Raw genomic sequence first — 16,692 nt, 5'->3', positions numbered from 1 at the left:
TATATCCATAGGCAAGGCTGATAAACGGAAGTGTTGTTTTGGGTGATATATAAAAAATAAAAGAGGTAAAAAGTCGTTGAAGACATTTCACCTCTTTTTAATATCTGTGCGCCTGATAGGACTCGAACCTACACGTCGCGGGACACTAGATCCTAAGTCTAGCGCGTCTACCAATTCCGCCACAGGCGCAGACTTTTATGTTTTGCTGCGGCATAATGCATGAGCGTTTACGTCATGTTTTGAGCTTTTCGCAAAAACTTTTGCAAAGGTACATCCTTTTTGTGTAAAAACCAAGGATATTTATGGGTTTTTGACTATTTTTTATTCTTCTGGTGTTCCTTTTCTTATGTATGTTGCCGTTTTACCTATGTTTTGTCGCTTGCAATTATCCGGATTGAGAGGTCAATGTCTTTATATTATTGCCGCAAGTGTAGTTTCCGCCGCGAGTGTTATCAACAGCATGGCCAGCTCTGTCCTGCGGCTTATCTTTACGGCTTTTCTCATGTCTTCAGTTGTCAGTTGCCGTTCGTTGTCGCCAATGTAGGGCTTGTAGAAATATTCGTTGAAGTAGGTGTGGCCTCCGCCGAAGCGGCAGTTTAGTATTCCTGCCAGGGCTGCTTCGGGATAGCCGCTGTTCGGACTTGCATGCTTGCGTCCGTTTGTTGCAACAAACTTGAGCAGCGAAGGCCTTCCGGACATGAGCACCATGAGCAGCGCCGTGAGCCGTGCCGGCAGAAAGTTGGCAGCGTCGTCGGTGCGTGCCGCCACCATACCGAAGTCTTTATAGCGCTCGGTGCGGTAGCCTATCATCGAGTCGAGCGTGTTTACCATCTTATACGCCATCATGCCCGGCACGCCGAGAACTATGAGCCAGAACACCGGAGCGATTACTCCGTCGCTGAGATTTTCGGCAAGAGTTTCGAGTGCTGCTTTTCTTACCTCGTTGTCGGTAAGCTGTGATGTGTCGCGTCCAACAATCCTCGATACTTGCTTGCGTCCGCAGTCGAGCGACCTGTCGAGTGCCTCGAACACGCTCTTCACTTCTTTTATCAGCGTCTGTCCGGCAAGACAATAGAATATCAGCAAGGCCTGGATGATGATGGCTGCCGTGTGAGACAGCATCTCGGCGAGCATGATTATCGCCGCCGTAACGGCAAAGGTGATTATCGTGAGCGAGACAGACATTGCGGCTCCCTTTGCTTTGCGGTGGTTGCCTTTGTTTAGCCGGAGTTCGCCTGCTGCTATGGCCTTGCCAAACCACACGACGGGGTGGGGCAGACGCTCTGGGTCGCCAAGCAGACGGTCGGCCGTCCATCCGGCTATTATTGATATTATAGGTGTCATTTTGTTTCTTATGCAGTTGAGTTATTTGTCTTGTTGTCTGTAACAGTCGTGACTCATAAAGTCTTTTATCGCCATTACGAGCATGTCGTTTTCGGCGCGTGTCTGTGCCGCTACCCTGAAATATGAGCTGTCGAGACCTTCAAAGTTAGACGCGTCGCGTATCAGTATGCCGTAGCTGTTCACCAAAAACTCCTTCAGGTCGGCTGCCTTGCGCCCCTTAAGGCTTGCGAGCATAAAGTTTGTCATCGTCGGTCTGACGCTCACTCCGTCGATCTTGTTCAGTTCGTTTCTCAGTCTCTGCGCCTCGTCGAGCAGACCGCCGACATCAGATATCGCCTTCTCTTTGTTCTGTATGAGGTAAAGTCCCGCCTCGATGGCCAGTGCGTTTACGCTCCACGGATGGCGCAGGGCCTTCAGCCGGCTGATTAGCTGCGGCGCTGCCGTTACGTATCCGAGCCGCAGTCCGGGTATGCAGAACTGCTTTGTCATGGAGTGTATCAGGATGATGTTGCCAGCGTCGGCAGCCTCGCGGTCAGAAATCAGCTTAAGGGTGGTGTAGTGTTCATAGCTCTGGTCTATCACGAAGATGTCGTTCTTGCTTTCTGCGGCTATGTTCAGCAGTTCTTTTCCGCCGATAACGGTGCCCGTAGGGTTGTTCGGGTTGCACATCCAGTGAGTTGCCTCGCCTCTGTATCCACTTTCGCTGCTCATGGTCTTTCCTCCGGCCATCCTGCATGCGTCGGCATATTCGCTGAATGTCGGCATGCTGATCAGATTGATGCCGCTGCCAGCAAGTTTCTCGTTTGTGAGTCTTGCCGCCAGGTAGATGGCTTCGGTTGCTCCGTTGGTAACCATAATCTCGTTCGCCTCTATGCCACATTCTTCAGCCAGGGCCTTTTCGAGCGAGTAGGGTTCAGGCTCTGGATAGCTGCCTATTACGTCCATGCGGCCGGCCAGATACTTTTTCAGACCGCTCAGGTCGGCGTGCGAGTAGATGTTTGAGCTGAAGTTCGATTTCACCTCCACATTATATTTATACAGGTCGTCTCCGTGTCCGTTAATCATCGTTGTCGTTTTGCAGAATTTCGTAAACCAGTTTCATGTCCACGTTGCGGCGTATCAGGTCAGCCAGTTTGTCGTATTGTTCGTCCTTAAACTCTTTCCAGTTGTCCGTTTCGCTCTTTGAGTGTTCCTCCTGTGTGTAGGGACTCAGCAGAAAGTCAACAAATCCGCTGTTGTCCAATATGCCGTGGATATAAGTTCCCATGCACCTTTCGCCTGCGATGCATCCGTCGTGCGTGCCGTCCTGCCGTGTGCAAAGCGGTCTTATGCTGCTGCCGCTGTCGGCCTCGGTGCGCCCGTTGTGTATCTCGTAGCCCTCCATGTCGCAGCTGTCGCTGCCGTTGAGGCCGAATCTTACCTGTTTTGTCGTCTTCTCGCGGTTCATCACGGTGTGCATGGGCAGCAGTCCCAGTCCGGGCATGCCGCTTATGCTGCCCTCAATGCCTTCGGGGTCGCTTATCATCGTGCCCATCATCTGGTAGCCGCCGCAGATGCCCACAACGGTCTTTCCGCTTTCGGCAGCCTTGATTATGGCCTGTGCCATGCCGCTCTTGCGCAGAAGGCTGATGTCTGCCAGGGTGCTCTTGCTGCCCGGAATTATTATGATGTCGGCCTTGCTTATGTCTTCGGCGCTGTCGGCATAATAAAGGTTTACACGACTGTCGCGCTCAAGCATGTTGAAGTCGGTGAAGTTGCTTATGTGGCGCAGCAGCACCACAGCTACGCTCACCTTGCCGTTGCCGGATGCATGGCGTGCCTTCGACGCCAGCTGCAGGTTGTCTTCCTCCTCTACGAAGATGTCCTTGAAGTAGGGCAGCACACCTATGACGGGCACTCCGCACAGTTCCTCAATCATCTTGACGCCCGGTTCAAACAGTCTGATGTCGCCTCTGAACTTGTTTATCAGTATGCCCTTTATGCGCTTGCGCTCTTCGGGACGCTGAAGCATCACCGAGCCGTAGGCACTGGCGAACACTCCGCCGCGGTCGATGTCGGCAACGAGTATCACATCAGCTCCTGCATACATCGCCATCGGCATGTTCACGAGGTCAGTCTCGCGCAGGTTAATCTCCGATATGCTTCCGGCGCCCTCCATGACAACAGGATTGTAGCGGCTGTTGAGTCTGTCGAATGCGGCGTTCACCTCGTTGCGCAGCACGTCGCGCCCCTTGGGGTTGAAGTAGCTGTAGGCGTCGCGGTTGCCTATTGGCCGTCCGTTGAGCACCACCTGACACGTCTTGTCGGTCTGAGGTTTCAGCAGCAGCGGGTTCATGTCCGTATGCGGACTGAGTCCTGCCGCCTCGGCCTGCACGGCCTGCGCCCTTCCTATCTCCAGCCCGTCGGGCGTGGCATAAGAGTTTAGCGCCATGTTCTGCGCCTTAAATGGTGCCGGACAGTATCCGTCCTGTTTGAATATGCGGCAGAAACCGGCCGCCACCACGCTCTTGCCGACGTCGCTGCCTGTTCCTGCGAACATTATGGGGTGAAGTTTCTTCATTTTTACTTTCCTTAAGTAAGATTTTTATCTATGTTCCGAAATGCAAAGTTACGGATAAAAATCAGAACATACTGCTGTGTTGCGCTTTTTTGTTGAAAACCGCCGTGTAACTTATACGGTCAATCAGGCAAATATAAAATAATCGGGGGATGCGTCTGCCGATGTTTAATCCGGCAGTTGCATCCCCCATTGAGTTATTTATGTATTAGCCTGTCTGCGTTTTACTTCTTCTTACAGCATTCGGTTTTGCTGCAATTCTTGCAGTCTTGTTTACATCCTGTCTGTTGCTTGTTGCAGCAGTTCTGTTTTTTCTCACAGTTTGCCTGTTGTTTGCTGCAGCCCGCCTGTGCCTTGTCGCAGCAATTCTGTTTTTGTCCGCAACTTGCCTGTTGTTTCTCGCTGCAAGTTTGCTTCTTGTCGCAGCCTGTCTTAACGGTGGCCGTGTATCCGATTTTCTCGAAGCCCTTCATCAGTTTTTCGGGCGTTGTCTTGTCGGCGTCGTAGGTCAGTGTAACCTCCTGCCGGCTAATGTTTGTCTCTATTGCCTTTATGCCCTTCTCGAAGCGCATGTTGCTCTTAATCTTGTTCTCGCATGCCTCGCAGTGCATCTGCGGATTTGTGGTTACGATGATAGTCTTGATGTCTTTGGCAAAACTTGTGATAGCGCACAGCGCCAATGTCAATAATAAAAAATGTCGTTTCATAACTTTCTGTCTTATATGTTTGGTTTTATTTTTTGTATGATAATTTGTCTGTACTTTGTTCGGCTTATTACATCCTTCCGATGTTTATCCTCACTCCGGCATAGAACATGCGGCCGTGCACGGGGCCCCATACAAGTGTAGGCTCGAAGCCCGTGCCCCATGGATTGTCGGCACCGTAGATAGATGTCTTCTGGGTGAAGCCGGTAAGGTTTTCGCCTCCGACGTATACCGACCAGTGGCGGAACCAGCGCGTTATCTGTGCGCTGAGCTGTTCGTATGAGCCGAAGCGCTTGTTCCACGACATTGTGCCGTCCGGCAGTTCGTAAGGATCGGGCATCCGGCCGCCGCCGTTGAGCTGCAGCGTGGCGTCAAACTGCCACAGGCCGAGCGGCGTCTTGTATGATGCCGTGATAAGTCCCTTGTATTTGCTTGTCAGCGGTTTTTCGAGCAGTCGGCCGCCGTAGGTGGCCTTCACGTCGTTCAGACGGTAGGCTGCCGTGAGCGTCATGCCCTTGAATATGGGGTAGGTGGCGTCTATCTGCAGCGTGTGCGAATACGACTTGCCGTTCAGGTTGCCTATGTGTATCACGCCCGGGTCAGTGTCATAGTCGGTTACGGCCTGCGCCGTGAAGCGTGTGTAGTAGTATTCGGCGTTGAGCTTCAGCGTCTCGCCCAGCAGCGGAATGTTCAGTGCGGCACTCGCCCCGTAGTTCCATGCCTCCTCCTGCTCAAGGTCGTCTATCACGAGCCGGCGTCCGCTCGCCAGCAGATAGTTGTTTTCGGCCAGAGCGTGCGGCGTGCGGTAGCCCTTGCCTGCCGAGAGGCGCAGCGTAAGTATGTCAGTGGGCATGTATTTCAGGTGCAGGCGCGGCGTTACGAATGTGCCGTACACCGAACTGTGGTCGGCCCTTATGCCCGCCATGGCTGTCAGCCGGTGGTCGAGGTTGAATGTATATTGGGCATATATGCCGGGCACGGTCTCCTTCTCGTTCATCCTTATGGGCGATGCCTCCTTGTCGTTCACCATGCGCACGGTCTGTCCCAGATAGTCGTGGTTGAGGCTCAGTCCGGCCGATAGGTTGTGCATCTTGGTGAAGTTGGTCTCAAACACCAGCGACGCATACACGTTCTTCTCGTTCACGTCATACGTCTTGTGTCCGTATCCGGCGTCAAGCATGTGCATCGAGCCCGATGCCATGAGGGCTATGTTGGTGCCCTTGTGGCGGTCTATGATGAAGGCGTGCTTCATGTAGGCTTCATACCGCTCCGTGTCGAGCCCTATCCTGAACAGTTCGGCGCCGTCGTTGCCGCGGTGGCCTGTCTGTCCGCCGTTGCGGTGCTCCTTCAGTGCGCCTATGCCTCCGTGGAATATATACTTTTCTCCTGCCCAGAGCCATCTGTTCTGCAGGTTATACTGCTCCACCTTCGGCTTGTCGTAGAAGCCGTCGTCGTTGTCGTCGTGATTCTCAAAGCTGTTCTCGTAGTGCATCAGCACCTCCGTGCTCAGCTGTTTGTTTATGTGCAGGTTGGCATCGGCGTTGGCCTCTATGCGGCTCTTTGTGTCGCCGAAGAGGTTTACCTCTATGCCCTCTTCGTCCTCTGGTTTCTTGTAGTCTACGTTTATCTGTCCTGTTATGGCCTCGTAGCCGTTCTTCACCGACGCCGCACCCTTAGACACCTGTATGCCCTTCATCCAAGGGCCGGGCACGTAGCCCAGCGCATAGGGCGCTGCCGCACCGCGGAAGTTGGGCATGTTTTCGGTCATCATCTGCACGTAGGTGCCGGCCAGTCCCAGCAGTTTTATCTGCCTTGCGCCCGTCGTGGCGTCGTTGTAGCTCACGTCTACGGCAGGGTTTGTGGTGAAGCTCTCGCCAAGGTTGCAGCATGCCGCGCGGAACAGCTCCTCGCGGTTCAGGTTGAATCCGTTTACGGCTCCGCCCATACGTGTCGTTCCGGCGCGGCGCACCACCACAGCCACCTCGCCCAGCGAGCTTTCGCGGTGTATGCTGTCGTTATGGCTTATGCTGTCTGTGGCCAGTGAGGCCGTGCCGTTGCCGGCGCATATTGTGGTGCAGGCAGCCAGAGCGGCTCCTGCAGCAGTAAGTCTTATGTTCATCTGTAATTCTTGCTTTTATCCGTTTTTTATTGTTCTTTAGTTTTCGGCTGCGTGCTGTCTGTGCCTCAGCCGTTATGTCTTTGTCTCCCCGTCGTGCCTTGGTGCAGCCTCGTTGCTGCTGAGGCTTCAGCCAAGCATGATATGGTCAGGCGCGCATGCTTGGGCGCCTGACTTAAGGGTGAGTAAAAAATATTATGATAAAAAACAGGATAAAATCAGATTATCAGCACTCTTATCATGGCCAGATATAGCCGTGGCGGAGCGTGCAGCAGTCTTGGCGCATACCGACAGATGAGATATGCTGAAGCGGGCGCCTGACAGTATGAGGCAATGCTGTATGGCGGCAGCATCGTGGCCTGAGCGTCAGGTACGCTTGCCGGCTTTTGCTGCCCCGTGGTTGTCGGCCACAGCTTCATCACCACAGTTTCGGCACACGACTTTGCTTCCATGTGCAGCCTGTCGCACTGTCGGCAGCATGTGCTGCGGCATTCGGTCTGCGCCTTGTTGCCCTTGCAGCAGCATTTCACAATCACAAAACCAGCTCCGCCGGCCACCATCATCAGTGACAGCAGCATGCATATCAGTATGTTGCCTTGGCGTTTCATCATTTCTTTTGTGCGTTATGTGACAGTGTTAAACAAGCCGGGATGTTGCATCAGCCCTTGCTGCGTTAATGAAAATTTTTTGTGCAAATATATAGCATGAGCCTTACAATGCAAAGCAAATTAATTTTTTTATAAACTTCACAGACAAAATAATGATTTCGGTATAGCTGTTTTGTGCTGATAATATTGCGGATGCAGTGAGAAAATGGTATATGCAGATTGCGTATTAATTGCAGGCAGCTCGGGCATATTTTGAGAACGTGTGTCTGGGGAGTTATAAAGCACTTGTTTTTGATGAAAAAACGGGCCACTTTTACATCAAAAGTGGCCCGTTTCCGACCCGTAAACGATAGGTTAATGATTTGAAAGCAATACGTTTTGTTTTGCTTACAGTCGGCGTTTTATTCGCTTTTGTTTTGAACGTTTATTAATGAAAACGGTGCGTTTTTCTTATGATTTTTTGCCGTTTAATATGACAGGCTGTTTTGGCAGGCGTTTTTTGCTGTTTCGTGATGGAGTAAAAAAACAACTCGCCACATCTTTAAGTAACTTTTTGGGGAGTTACTTGCAGATGTGGCGAGTGGCAGATTTTTATCTAAAAAGACTTCTTGTCCTATTATCTTGGCTTTTTGTCTGCGATATGCTGTGCGTTATCTTGTCAGCGGGCCTTGCGTGCCATAAGTTTCAGCAGGGCAAATCCGCCGAACAGCTGAACGAGCAGACCGGGCCAGCCGAGGCGCAGGTCCTGAAGGGCGGCAGCCATCGAGCCAGTCATGCCCCATTCGGCTATTGTACCTATGGCCTGATATATAACAATAGCTGCGGCTACGGCTACTATGCTTACCTTCTTGCAGCGCGATGCAACGGCAGCAGCGGCAAGGGCGAGCAGGCCCGACTTTATTAATATTATCGGCAGCATGGGTGCCGGCGGCATGCCGAACATCATATTGTTTACCAACGGCGAGGCTACGGCCGTGAGCAGTCCGGCGGTGATGCCGTAGCGGTAGGCAGCAATGAGCGTGAAAAAGTAGATAGGCAGCCACACCAGTCCGCCCTGTGGCAGCATGTGGCACAGTTGAGGCAGCAGGATGTTGCCTGCCACGAATGCAGCAGCCAGAGCGTAGGTCTTGCCTTCGCGGTAGCTGAGCTGTTGTATCTGTGATATTGTTGTTTCCATTAATTATGAATTGTGAATTATGAATTACGCTTTATGAATTCTTTAATTAGTTTCCATGCCTCGTCGGCCGATTGGGCTGTAGATGTCAGTTGTTCAACGGGGCATATTCCGGTGCCTTCGCGGTTGATAATGTGCTCTACAGTCTTGCCGTAGCTGAGGCTTATTCCGGCATCTTGCAGTTTGCTGACAGCCGGCTGGCTGATGACTTCGGCATATACTTCGGCCACGCCGCCCTTGACGAGCAGGAAAGCCGCACCAAGTCCGATAACCTTGTCGGCCACCGAGGCGCCCTGTGTGAGGTCGGGATGAGAGGTTACGGCATCGAAGAGGTCTACCACTCCCCTGCGTCTGAACACAATGGTCTTGCCGCCCGGTGAGCGCATCACTCCGCGGCAGCCGTCATGGCCGAGCATGCTGATGAGCTTATCCATTCTGCTTTAGCTCCTCCACGAATTTGTCAATGCGGTGCATCTCTTCCGGAATCTTGATGCCCTGCGGACAATGTTCAACACACTGGCCGCAGCCAATGCAGTGGGATGCCTGGCGCAGGCGCGGCACGCTGCGGTCGTAGCCTATGAGGAAGGCGCGGCGCGCACGGCGGTAGTCGGGGTCCTGACTGCCCTTGTTGGGCATGTTGCCCTCCTTGATGCAGCGGTTATAGTGAGACAGCACCGCCGGTATGTCTATGCCGTAGGGGCAGGGCATGCAGTAGTTGCACTCGTTGCAAGGTATCGTGTTCAGGTTGTATATGTCGTTGGCAATCTCCATCAGGAACGCCTCTTCCTCCTTTGTGAGCGGTTTCAGCGGCGAGTAGGTGCAGAGGTTGTCTTTCAGGTGCTCCATATACGTCATGCCGCTCAGCACGGTGAGCACGCCGTCGGGAGTGCCCGCAAAGCGGAATGCCCAGCTGGCCACGCTGTTCTCGGGCTCGCGCTCCTTCATCTTGGCCACGATAGGGTCGGGCACGTTGGCGAGTCGTCCGCCCAGCAGCGGCTCCATGATTATTGCCGGTATGTTGCGCTTCTTCAGTTCGTTGTAGAGATATACGGCATCAGTGTTTACGGGATTGATCTCGTTGGCGTAGTTCCAGTCGAGATAGTTAAGCTCTATCTGCACGAAGTCCCAGTGATACTTGCCTTCGTCGTGCCATTTTAGCATCAGGTCGAATATCTTGACATCGCCGTGATAAGAGAAGCCGAGGTTGCGTATGCGTCCCTTCTCGCGCTGCTCCACGAGCCAGTCGAGTATGCCGTTGTCCATATAGCGGCCGTTGAATGTGGCAAGCGAGTCTTTGCCCTGTCCGATGGCGTGCAGCAGCAGGTAGTCGACATAGTCGGTCTGAAGCTCCTTCAGAGAGTTTTCAAACATCTCGATAGATGCCTTGCGCGTCCACGTCTCGGGGTTAAAGTTGGAGAGCTTGGTGGCAATGAAGTATTTGTTGCGCGGATGGCGCTTCAGGGCAATGCCCGTGGCACGCTCCGACTGTCCCTGGCAGTAGGCTGGTGACGTGTCGAAGTAGTTGACGCCGTGCTCCAGCGCGTAGTCAATCTGGCGGTTCACCATTTCCTGGTCTATGGGCGTAACCTCGCCTTCCTTCTTCTTGGCGTCGTTGCCTCCCACCACCGGCAGGCGCATCATGCCGTAGCCCAGGATAGACACCTTCTCGCCGGTCTTGGGGTTGGTGCGGTAGGTCATCTTGCCCTTGGGCGGTTCCTTGGCGGCAGTGGTCTTATTGTCGTTGCCCTTGCAGGCGGTGAGCAGTGCCGATGTGGCCACGGCTCCGCCTCCGAGCAGTTTCAGAAAACTTCTTCTGTTTATGTCTTTACTCATAACGGTAATTGTTTTTTAGTTGTTGATAAAGAGACATCGGGGTGAAGCTATACCGTGCGGTGAACTTCGTGTCCCTCAACATAGATGGCGCTGAACGGACGTGCCGGACAGAGGTTTTCGCACGCTCCGCAGCCGATGCATCTCGCCTCGTTCACGGCAGGGATGGTCAGCTTTGAGTCGGTGCCGGGGTGGAGCGGTATCATCGTTATTGCTCCCACGGGGCAGTGGCGGGCACAGTTGCCGCAGGCAACGCCGTCAGTAACGCTCACGCAGTTTTTCTTTATCCACACGGCGTGGCCTATCTGTGTGGACGACTTGTCTTCGCGTGTTATCGGCTTGATGGCACCCGTAGGGCACACATCGCTGCATCGGGTGCATTCGGGGCGGCAGTAGCCGCGCTCATACGACATTGTCGGCTGCATCAGTTTTGACAAGTCAGACGATGGGCGCAGCACGTCGTTGGGGCATGCTGACACGCAGAGCTGGCATGCCGTGCAGTGCTGGGCCATGTGGCGTGCAGACATAGAGCCGGGAGGAGTTATCGGCGTGGCGCGTTCGGGCTGCACCTTGTCCTCAATGACAGCCAGTCCGCCGTCCACCTTCTTCTTCTCCTGAGCCAGCGCGGCAGCCGTAGTTGCTATTGCAGCACCGAGCAGGAACGATCTTCTGCCGCTGTCAACGTTGCCGCTTTCGTTTCTTTCTTCATGCTTGGCTTCTGCTTTGCGTGCCTCAGCTTTAGCCGGATGAATATATCTTATGGCATCCTTATTACATTTGCCTATGCAGTTGCCGCACACCACGCAGCGGCTATAGTCAATGCGTCCTGTCTTTACGTCGATGGCTGACGCCTTGCAGTTCTTCTCGCAGAGGCGGCAGCTTACGCATTTGTCGCCGTCAATGCTGATCTTGAACCATGAGAAACGTGCAAAGAAACTCAGAATAGTGCCAACGGGGCATATCGTGTTGCAGTAAGTTCTGCCTCCGCGCCATGCCAGCACGGCAATTATCACGAACGTTACGGCGGCAATTATGAGCGTAGGCAGACTGCGCATCCACACGTCAACGCTGTAGAAGGCGTAGCTGTCCATGCGCTCGGCAAGCGATGCCAGCACGTTGTTGCCTGCCGTCCATACGGGGCGCAAGATGCTGTTGACCATACGTCCGTAAGAACTGTAGGGTGCAAGCAGCGACACGATTACGTTGATTCCGGCAACGCATGACGCCAGAAACACCACCAGCACGCCGTAGCGCAGCCAGCGCTTTTCGGGCGAGAAGCTGAAGCGGTTGCGCTTTCGTCTGCCGTGCAGGGCAGATATGAGGTCCTGCATTATGCCCAGCGGACATATTACGGAGCAGTAGATGCGCCCGAATATCAGTGTTAAAATCAGAAGACCGGCCACTACAGCCACGTTCAAAGCCAGCACGGCAGGCCAGAACTGTATCTTGGCCAGCCATCCGAGCCATGCGTGCAGCGAGCCTGTCAGATCGAGAAAGAGCAGCGTAATCAGAGTGAAGGTTACTGCTGCCAGCAAGATTCTTATTTTCCTTAGCATGGTTTATAGATATTGTTTTCAGATTATTATTGTTTCTTTTCGGTAATTCTCACTATCATTATGCTTGCCTCATAGAGCAGCCATATAGGCAGCGAGACGATAAGCATGGTGAACATGTCGGATGTAGGCGTTATCACGGCGGCAAGGATGAGTATCACTATTATGGCGTGGCGGCGATAGTGTGACATCCAGCGGGCCTTGAGAAGTCCGAAGCGGGCCAGAAGCCAGCTTATCACCGGTATCTCGAACACGGCGCCCATGACGAGGCTCATGCCCAGGAGGGTGTCCATATACGAGCTTATGCTGAGCATGTTCATCACTGCAGCGCTTACCTGATAGGTGCCGAGAAAACGGACGGTGAGAGGAAACACTACAAAATAGTTGACGGCAACGCCCATGAGGAACATGGCGTAGGCCCAAAGGGTGATGCTTACAGAGTAGCGCCGCTCGTTGTCATACAGGGCCGGAGACACAAATCTGAACAGCAGATACAGAATGTAGGGCGAGGCTATGAGCAGACCTGCGGCCAGCGCCGTCTTCAGATGTATCATGAACTGCTCTGTCAACCCGGTGTTTATCAGTTGAAACTTAAACGGCTCCGCGCCCAGTATCCTGTAGGTTATGAAGTCAGGGTCGGCAGGAGCAAGCACTATGCCGAACAGCTCTTCCTTGAAGCCGAAGGCTGCGGCCGCTGCCGCTGCTGCCGCCGCAAGCATGCGCAGGATGCATCCCCTTAACTCCTCAAGATGATCCCAGAACGTCTGCGGCGTGCCGCTGTTGCTTTCAGCGTTGCTCATTCGTCCTTCTTCTTCTCCTTGTCTTCAGCAGTGTCGTCTATCTTGCCGTTCATGCCGTCCTTAAAGCTCTTGACGCCTTGTCCGAGACCCTTCATCAGTTCGGGTATCTTCTTTGCGCCGAAGAGCAGCACCAGCGCCAGCACGATTAAAATAAGTTCAGGTGTTCCAATCATAATGTTTTTCTTGTTTTGTTCGCAATGCAAAAATAATATAAATTCTTTTTATTCTCTCTCTTTGCGCCCATTAGGCGGTGTAAGTTTATGTTTTTTTATTATTCTGTAATCCGCTTTTAGCCGGCAGTGAATGTCTGGGATATCGTCCGGGCTGGCGGCTATATTCAGAAAGACAGGTTTACGCCTGCCATGAACGTTGCCTTTGGCATAGGGTAGCCGTAGTTGATTTCATATTTCTGTGCCAGAAGATTCTCGCCCTTTACCCACAGCTGCATCATGCGGCAAGCTCTGTAGCTTACGGTGGCGTTGAGCAGGGCAACGTTTTCCTTCACTTCGTCGGCGCCGGTCTGGGTGTAAAGGCCGCTGATATACTGCAGTCCGCCGTTTACGTTCCATCGTCCCGACTTATAGTTAGCTCCGAGCCACAGCTTAGACTCGGGCGCTCCCACAACAGGATTGTGCATGTGCAGCAGACTGTAGTTGCCGTTCACCCGCCAGCTGCTGTTTATTCTCCAGCTAAGGTCGAGTTCGGCACCGCTGTTTTCAATGGCTCCCGTGTTCACGTTCATTGGCCGTCCGTCCACCATCTGCTGCTGGATGATGTTGCTGCCCTTCATGTAATAGAGGTTGACGCCGTAGCTTAGGCCTGCCGACGGCAGCTTGTGAGACCACGACAGCTCGTAGTTCATTATGCGTTCGGGGCGCAGCTCGTCGTTGGCGGGCTTCCAGAAATACATCTCGCGTATCGACGGATTGCGGAAACCCTTGCTCACCATGGCCTTTATCTCACCGTTCCTTATAACTCTCGACACAATGCCGCCGCGCGGAATCCACTCAGTGCCCGACTGCGAGTGGTGGTCGAGGCGTATTCCGGCACTCAGTGTGAGCCACGAAAGCAGATCTTGGCTTATGTCAACGTAGCCTGCTATCTCGTTCTCATTCTCATGACCTATGACTGAAGTGGTCTCGCCCGAAGCCCTGTCGCGGTTCCAGGCTTTGCCGTAGATGTGCTGATAGTCGAGTCCTATGGTGGTCAGGTTGCCCCGCAGCAGCCTGATGTTCTGGTATACTGACAGTCCGGCAAGAGCGTCGTCCGACCTGAAGTAATAGTCCTTGGGCTGCTCGCCGTCCTCATATCCGTCGTTGATCTTGTGCCGTCCGAAGTTGTAGTAGGCGCTGACGGCTCCCGATGTGCTGCCGTAGTCGTTGCTCACAACTACAGATGCCACGCCGCGCGTAATCCATTGGCGTGCGTCATAGACGGGCACCTGCACGCTTCCGGGATAAGAGGCGTTGAAGTGGGTGAGGTTGATGTCAGCGTATGCCGACCAATGTTGCGACATGTCGTAGCCCAGCTTGACGTATCCGCCATACTGCTCGAAGCCCATGCGCGGCCTGTTGTTGTCGGTGCGGGCATATTGTCCCGACACAACGCTGTAAAACCTGCCGCTCCTTATGCGGTTGGTCAGCTCGCCCTGGAATGTGCCGTAAGAGCCTCCGCCGAGATGTACGTCGGTCTTTACGCCGTCTGACTTCATCTTTCTGGTTACGATGTTGATAACTCCGCCCATGGCGTTAGAGCCGTAGAGCGTTGAGGCCGGGCCGCGCATCACCTCGACATGGTCGGCCAGCATGGTCTGATAAGAGTCGCTTATGGAGTGGCCGAAGATGCCCTGATATTGCGGATGGCCGTCGATGAGCACCATGAAGCGGCCCTGCGAGCTGCTGAGTCCGCGCATAGAGATAGTGCCGGCAGCACCGTCGCTTACGCCATAGCCGAGCATTCCGCGCGAGGTGACAAACAGTCCGGGCACATATTCGGCAAGGGTGGGCAGCACGCTTGTGCGCTGAGTCTCTGTGAGAGTCTCGCGGCCCACCACCGTAACCGTGGCAGGCAGATGCCCTATGCTGGCTGTGCTGCGCGTGCCCGTTACGACAATGTTGTCGAGCTGATATGTGAGCGAGTCGATCTGTGCGTGTGATGTTGTAACAGTTAAGGCGATGAATAAGGCTGAAAAAAATGTCTTGTTCATAAGTTTGTCTTGCTGATGATGTGTCTGTGATAAAAGCCGGTGGGACAGGCAGATGCCGGCTCCTGCGGTCAGCCGTTGTTGGAGGACAAAATTAGGATTCGACTTGTCAGTCGGTATTTCAACGATTCTGGCTGTTGGAGCAGGTGTTCTGCCGGGTCCCGTCCGGCTCATTCAGTTGTAGAAGAAGTTATTAATTGTCTATATCTACGAGAGTGTAGGTCTTGCTGCCAAGCCCTATCTTCTCCGCATAGTCGGTTATGTAGGTGCCGTGCTGGCGGTTGATGCGCTCTATGAGCGGCTTGTTGTCGTCGCCGGCAGAGGCTTTGTGGTTAAAAATCTTGTCGAGGCATGCCTGGTCGAGTGCCACGGGGTCGAGCGATGCCATTATGCCCATGTCCTTTATGGCCGGAGCGGCAGGATGACTGTCGCAGTCGCAGTCGACGCTCATGTTGTTCATCACGTTGATGTATATGATGTTTCCGTCGAAATAGTCGGCCACGGCCTGTGCAGCTGCCGCCATGCTCTCAAGAAAATAGTCTTGTGCGGGCAGATTGTTCCACAGCTCCTCCTGGCTCTGCACCTTGCCTGCGGTGTGTATGTATGCCTTGCCTGCGCTCGATGCCACGCCTATCGACTGGTTTTTAAGCACTCCGCCGAAGCCTCCCATGGCATGACCCTTGAAGTGGGCCAGGTTTATCATGAAGTCATAGTTGGCCAGATGTGCGCCCACGATGTCGTATTTTATGTGCTTCTTGTCCTTCACCGGAATCCTTATGTCGCCGTATTCGTCCATGATGTCGACGGCAAAGATCGAGTCGAAGCCGTGCTCGTGTATCGTTTTCCAGTGAGCCTCTGACGTGTTGCGGCTGCCGGCGTATGCCGTGTTGCACTCTACGATGGTGCCGCCCACCTCGTCTACGAGGTTGCGTATGAGCGTAGGCTTAAGATAATTGTTGCCTCCGGCCTCGCCCGTGCTTATCTTTACGGCCACTCGGCCTTTGGCCTCTTTGCCCAGGGCCTTGTATATGCGCACGAGTGCTTCGGGCGAAATCTCTTTGGTAAAGTAAACTTTAGGCTGAGCCTGCGCGCACAAGTTGAACAGCAGCGCGGCTGCCAATGCTATTAACGTTTTCATATACATATAGTGTTATTTGTTGTTCCTTCAGTCCCTGCCGGTAGCGGTTGCGCCGGTGTATGCCAGTCTGCCGTGCATGCTCCGGCTGCTCTTTGCTCTGCAAAGTTATATTTATTATCCCGTTGACGCGCTATCCGTATTACAGAAAAAAGTACCATTTTTACATAAATGCCTATTTTTGCGTCATTTTTACCGATAATGGCATGCATCGGTCTGCCTCACCGGCTGATGACGTATGCGTGCCGCAGCCGGCTTCAGACCGTTGCATTCTCGATGCAGATTTATGCAGCCGCCGGCATGTCCGGAAGTAAAATATCAGGACAAAAGTTTTTCCTTATCTGGAAAAATGAAAGTTAATGAAGATTAAACGGACAGGGCGTAGAATGCAGTTTTGTTAACATCTGTTTGCGTTTTAGCGTGATAATGATACAGAGCAGGCACTTTTTGTGCCTTGAAAGCATACGTTTTGAATGACCAAAGGGCACATTTTGTGTTGCAAAAGCATAGCTTTTGGCATAAAAAATGCCTGATTTCCACTTTTTAAAGCTGCCGGTTGACGGCGCAAAATATGTAAAGCGCAATATATCAACGGTTTAACTGAAGATGCTTATTTTGGCTGTTTTTTTAGCCAAAACAGCTGCGCCGTGATGAGCATCGCTATTCTG

At 53.2% G+C, this 16,692-nt stretch carries 13 protein-coding genes, 1 tRNA gene and 1 pseudogene; all 15 read right to left on the bottom strand.

Annotated features, from left to right (window positions below; genetic code table 11):
• Nucleotides 1–107: 107 nt before the first annotated feature.
• Nucleotides 108–189: transfer RNA gene (locus tag ACU52_RS05110), tRNA-Leu, on the bottom strand.
• Between the two features lie 222 nt (nt 190–411).
• Nucleotides 412–1,344 carry an adenosylcobinamide-phosphate synthase CbiB gene (gene cbiB, locus ACU52_RS05105; RefSeq protein ID WP_053397992.1) on the bottom strand — a complete coding sequence of 311 codons (933 nt, stop codon included), beginning with the start codon at nt 1,342–1,344 and terminating at the stop codon, nt 412–414.
• A 21-nt stretch (nt 1,345–1,365) separates the two neighbouring features.
• Nucleotides 1,366–2,409 (bottom strand): aminotransferase class I/II-fold pyridoxal phosphate-dependent enzyme, encoded by a 1,044-nt coding sequence (locus tag ACU52_RS05100; protein WP_053397991.1) that lies wholly within the window; start codon nt 2,407–2,409, stop codon nt 1,366–1,368.
• Nucleotides 2,402–3,904 (bottom strand): cobyric acid synthase, encoded by a 1,503-nt coding sequence (locus ACU52_RS05095; protein WP_053397990.1) that lies wholly within the window; start codon nt 3,902–3,904, stop codon nt 2,402–2,404. The genes ACU52_RS05100 and ACU52_RS05095 overlap by 8 nt, the downstream gene beginning before the upstream one ends.
• Nucleotides 3,905–4,335: 431 nt before the next feature.
• Nucleotides 4,336–4,608 (bottom strand): annotated as a pseudogene (locus ACU52_RS15880) (heavy-metal-associated domain-containing protein); the annotation flags it as partial.
• Between the two features lie 67 nt (nt 4,609–4,675).
• Entirely contained in the window at nt 4,676–6,724 is a 2,049-nt protein-coding gene (locus ACU52_RS05085; RefSeq protein WP_082335173.1) for a TonB-dependent receptor plug domain-containing protein, read from the bottom strand.
• Between the two features lie 215 nt (nt 6,725–6,939).
• Nucleotides 6,940–7,332, bottom strand: a complete 393-nt coding sequence (locus tag ACU52_RS05080; RefSeq protein ID WP_053397989.1) for a hypothetical protein — start codon at nt 7,330–7,332, stop codon at nt 6,940–6,942.
• A 655-nt stretch (nt 7,333–7,987) separates the two neighbouring features.
• On the bottom strand, nt 7,988–8,506 hold the full coding sequence (locus tag ACU52_RS05075; protein WP_053397988.1) for a hypothetical protein: 519 nt from the start codon (nt 8,504–8,506) through the stop codon (nt 7,988–7,990).
• 17 nt (nt 8,507–8,523) lie between these two features.
• A complete protein-coding gene (locus ACU52_RS05070; protein ID WP_053397987.1) occupies nt 8,524–8,937 on the bottom strand; it encodes a DUF1893 domain-containing protein in 414 nt (137 codons plus the stop codon).
• Nucleotides 8,930–10,336: an aldo/keto reductase gene (locus ACU52_RS05065; RefSeq protein WP_053397986.1), complete on the bottom strand. Its 1,407-nt coding sequence runs from the start codon at nt 10,334–10,336 to the stop codon at nt 8,930–8,932. Before ACU52_RS05065 ends, ACU52_RS05070 begins: the two co-directional genes overlap by 8 nt.
• 47 nt (nt 10,337–10,383) lie before the next feature.
• On the bottom strand, nt 10,384–11,889 hold the full coding sequence (locus tag ACU52_RS05060; protein ID WP_053397985.1) for a 4Fe-4S binding protein: 1,506 nt from the start codon (nt 11,887–11,889) through the stop codon (nt 10,384–10,386).
• A 26-nt stretch (nt 11,890–11,915) separates the two neighbouring features.
• Nucleotides 11,916–12,686: a twin-arginine translocase subunit TatC gene (tatC, locus tag ACU52_RS05055; protein WP_021853425.1), complete on the bottom strand. Its 771-nt coding sequence runs from the start codon at nt 12,684–12,686 to the stop codon at nt 11,916–11,918.
• The gene (locus ACU52_RS14695; RefSeq protein WP_021853424.1) at nt 12,683–12,859 is read right to left on the bottom strand and encodes a Sec-independent protein translocase subunit TatA/TatB; all 177 of its coding nucleotides are present in this window, start codon (nt 12,857–12,859) and stop codon (nt 12,683–12,685) included. Before ACU52_RS14695 ends, tatC begins: the two co-directional genes overlap by 4 nt.
• 164 nt (nt 12,860–13,023) lie before the next feature.
• The gene (locus tag ACU52_RS05050) at nt 13,024–14,892 is read right to left on the bottom strand and encodes a TonB-dependent receptor plug domain-containing protein (RefSeq protein ID WP_053397984.1); all 1,869 of its coding nucleotides are present in this window, start codon (nt 14,890–14,892) and stop codon (nt 13,024–13,026) included.
• Nucleotides 14,893–15,082: 190 nt separating this feature from the next.
• Nucleotides 15,083–16,027 (bottom strand): DUF362 domain-containing protein, encoded by a 945-nt coding sequence (locus ACU52_RS05045; protein WP_021853422.1) that lies wholly within the window; start codon nt 16,025–16,027, stop codon nt 15,083–15,085.
• Nucleotides 16,028–16,692 lie beyond the last annotated feature (665 nt).

Origin of the sequence: Xylanibacter rarus, assembly GCF_001275135.1 — a bacterium.
In the GTDB taxonomy this organism is placed as follows: Bacteria; Bacteroidota; Bacteroidia; order Bacteroidales; family Bacteroidaceae; genus Prevotella; species Prevotella rara.
This window is presented reverse-complemented; position numbering and strand designations above follow the sequence as displayed.

What these genes read in the sequence shown, in the direction of transcription:
- ACU52_RS05100 (WP_053397991.1), bottom strand. Translation starts at nt 2,409, where the DNA reads ATGATTAACGGACACGGAGACGACCTGTATAAATATAATGTGGAGGTG.
- ACU52_RS14695 (WP_021853424.1), bottom strand. Translation starts at nt 12,859, where the DNA reads ATGATTGGAACACCTGAACTTATTTTAATCGTGCTGGCGCTGGTGCTG.
- ACU52_RS05045 (WP_021853422.1), bottom strand. Translation starts at nt 16,027, where the DNA reads ATGAAAACGTTAATAGCATTGGCAGCCGCGCTGCTGTTCAACTTGTGC.
- ACU52_RS05050 (WP_053397984.1), bottom strand. Translation starts at nt 14,892, where the DNA reads ATGAACAAGACATTTTTTTCAGCCTTATTCATCGCCTTAACTGTTACA.
- ACU52_RS05080 (WP_053397989.1), bottom strand. Translation starts at nt 7,332, where the DNA reads ATGATGAAACGCCAAGGCAACATACTGATATGCATGCTGCTGTCACTG.
- ACU52_RS05060 (WP_053397985.1), bottom strand. Translation starts at nt 11,889, where the DNA reads ATGCTAAGGAAAATAAGAATCTTGCTGGCAGCAGTAACCTTCACTCTG.
- ACU52_RS05085 (WP_082335173.1), bottom strand. Translation starts at nt 6,724, where the DNA reads ATGAACATAAGACTTACTGCTGCAGGAGCCGCTCTGGCTGCCTGCACC.
- ACU52_RS05075 (WP_053397988.1), bottom strand. Translation starts at nt 8,506, where the DNA reads ATGGAAACAACAATATCACAGATACAACAGCTCAGCTACCGCGAAGGC.
- ACU52_RS05070 (WP_053397987.1), bottom strand. Translation starts at nt 8,937, where the DNA reads ATGGATAAGCTCATCAGCATGCTCGGCCATGACGGCTGCCGCGGAGTG.
- tatC (WP_021853425.1), bottom strand. Translation starts at nt 12,686, where the DNA reads ATGAGCAACGCTGAAAGCAACAGCGGCACGCCGCAGACGTTCTGGGAT.
- ACU52_RS05065 (WP_053397986.1), bottom strand. Translation starts at nt 10,336, where the DNA reads ATGAGTAAAGACATAAACAGAAGAAGTTTTCTGAAACTGCTCGGAGGC.
- cbiB (WP_053397992.1), bottom strand. Translation starts at nt 1,344, where the DNA reads ATGACACCTATAATATCAATAATAGCCGGATGGACGGCCGACCGTCTG.
- ACU52_RS05095 (WP_053397990.1), bottom strand. Translation starts at nt 3,904, where the DNA reads ATGAAGAAACTTCACCCCATAATGTTCGCAGGAACAGGCAGCGACGTC.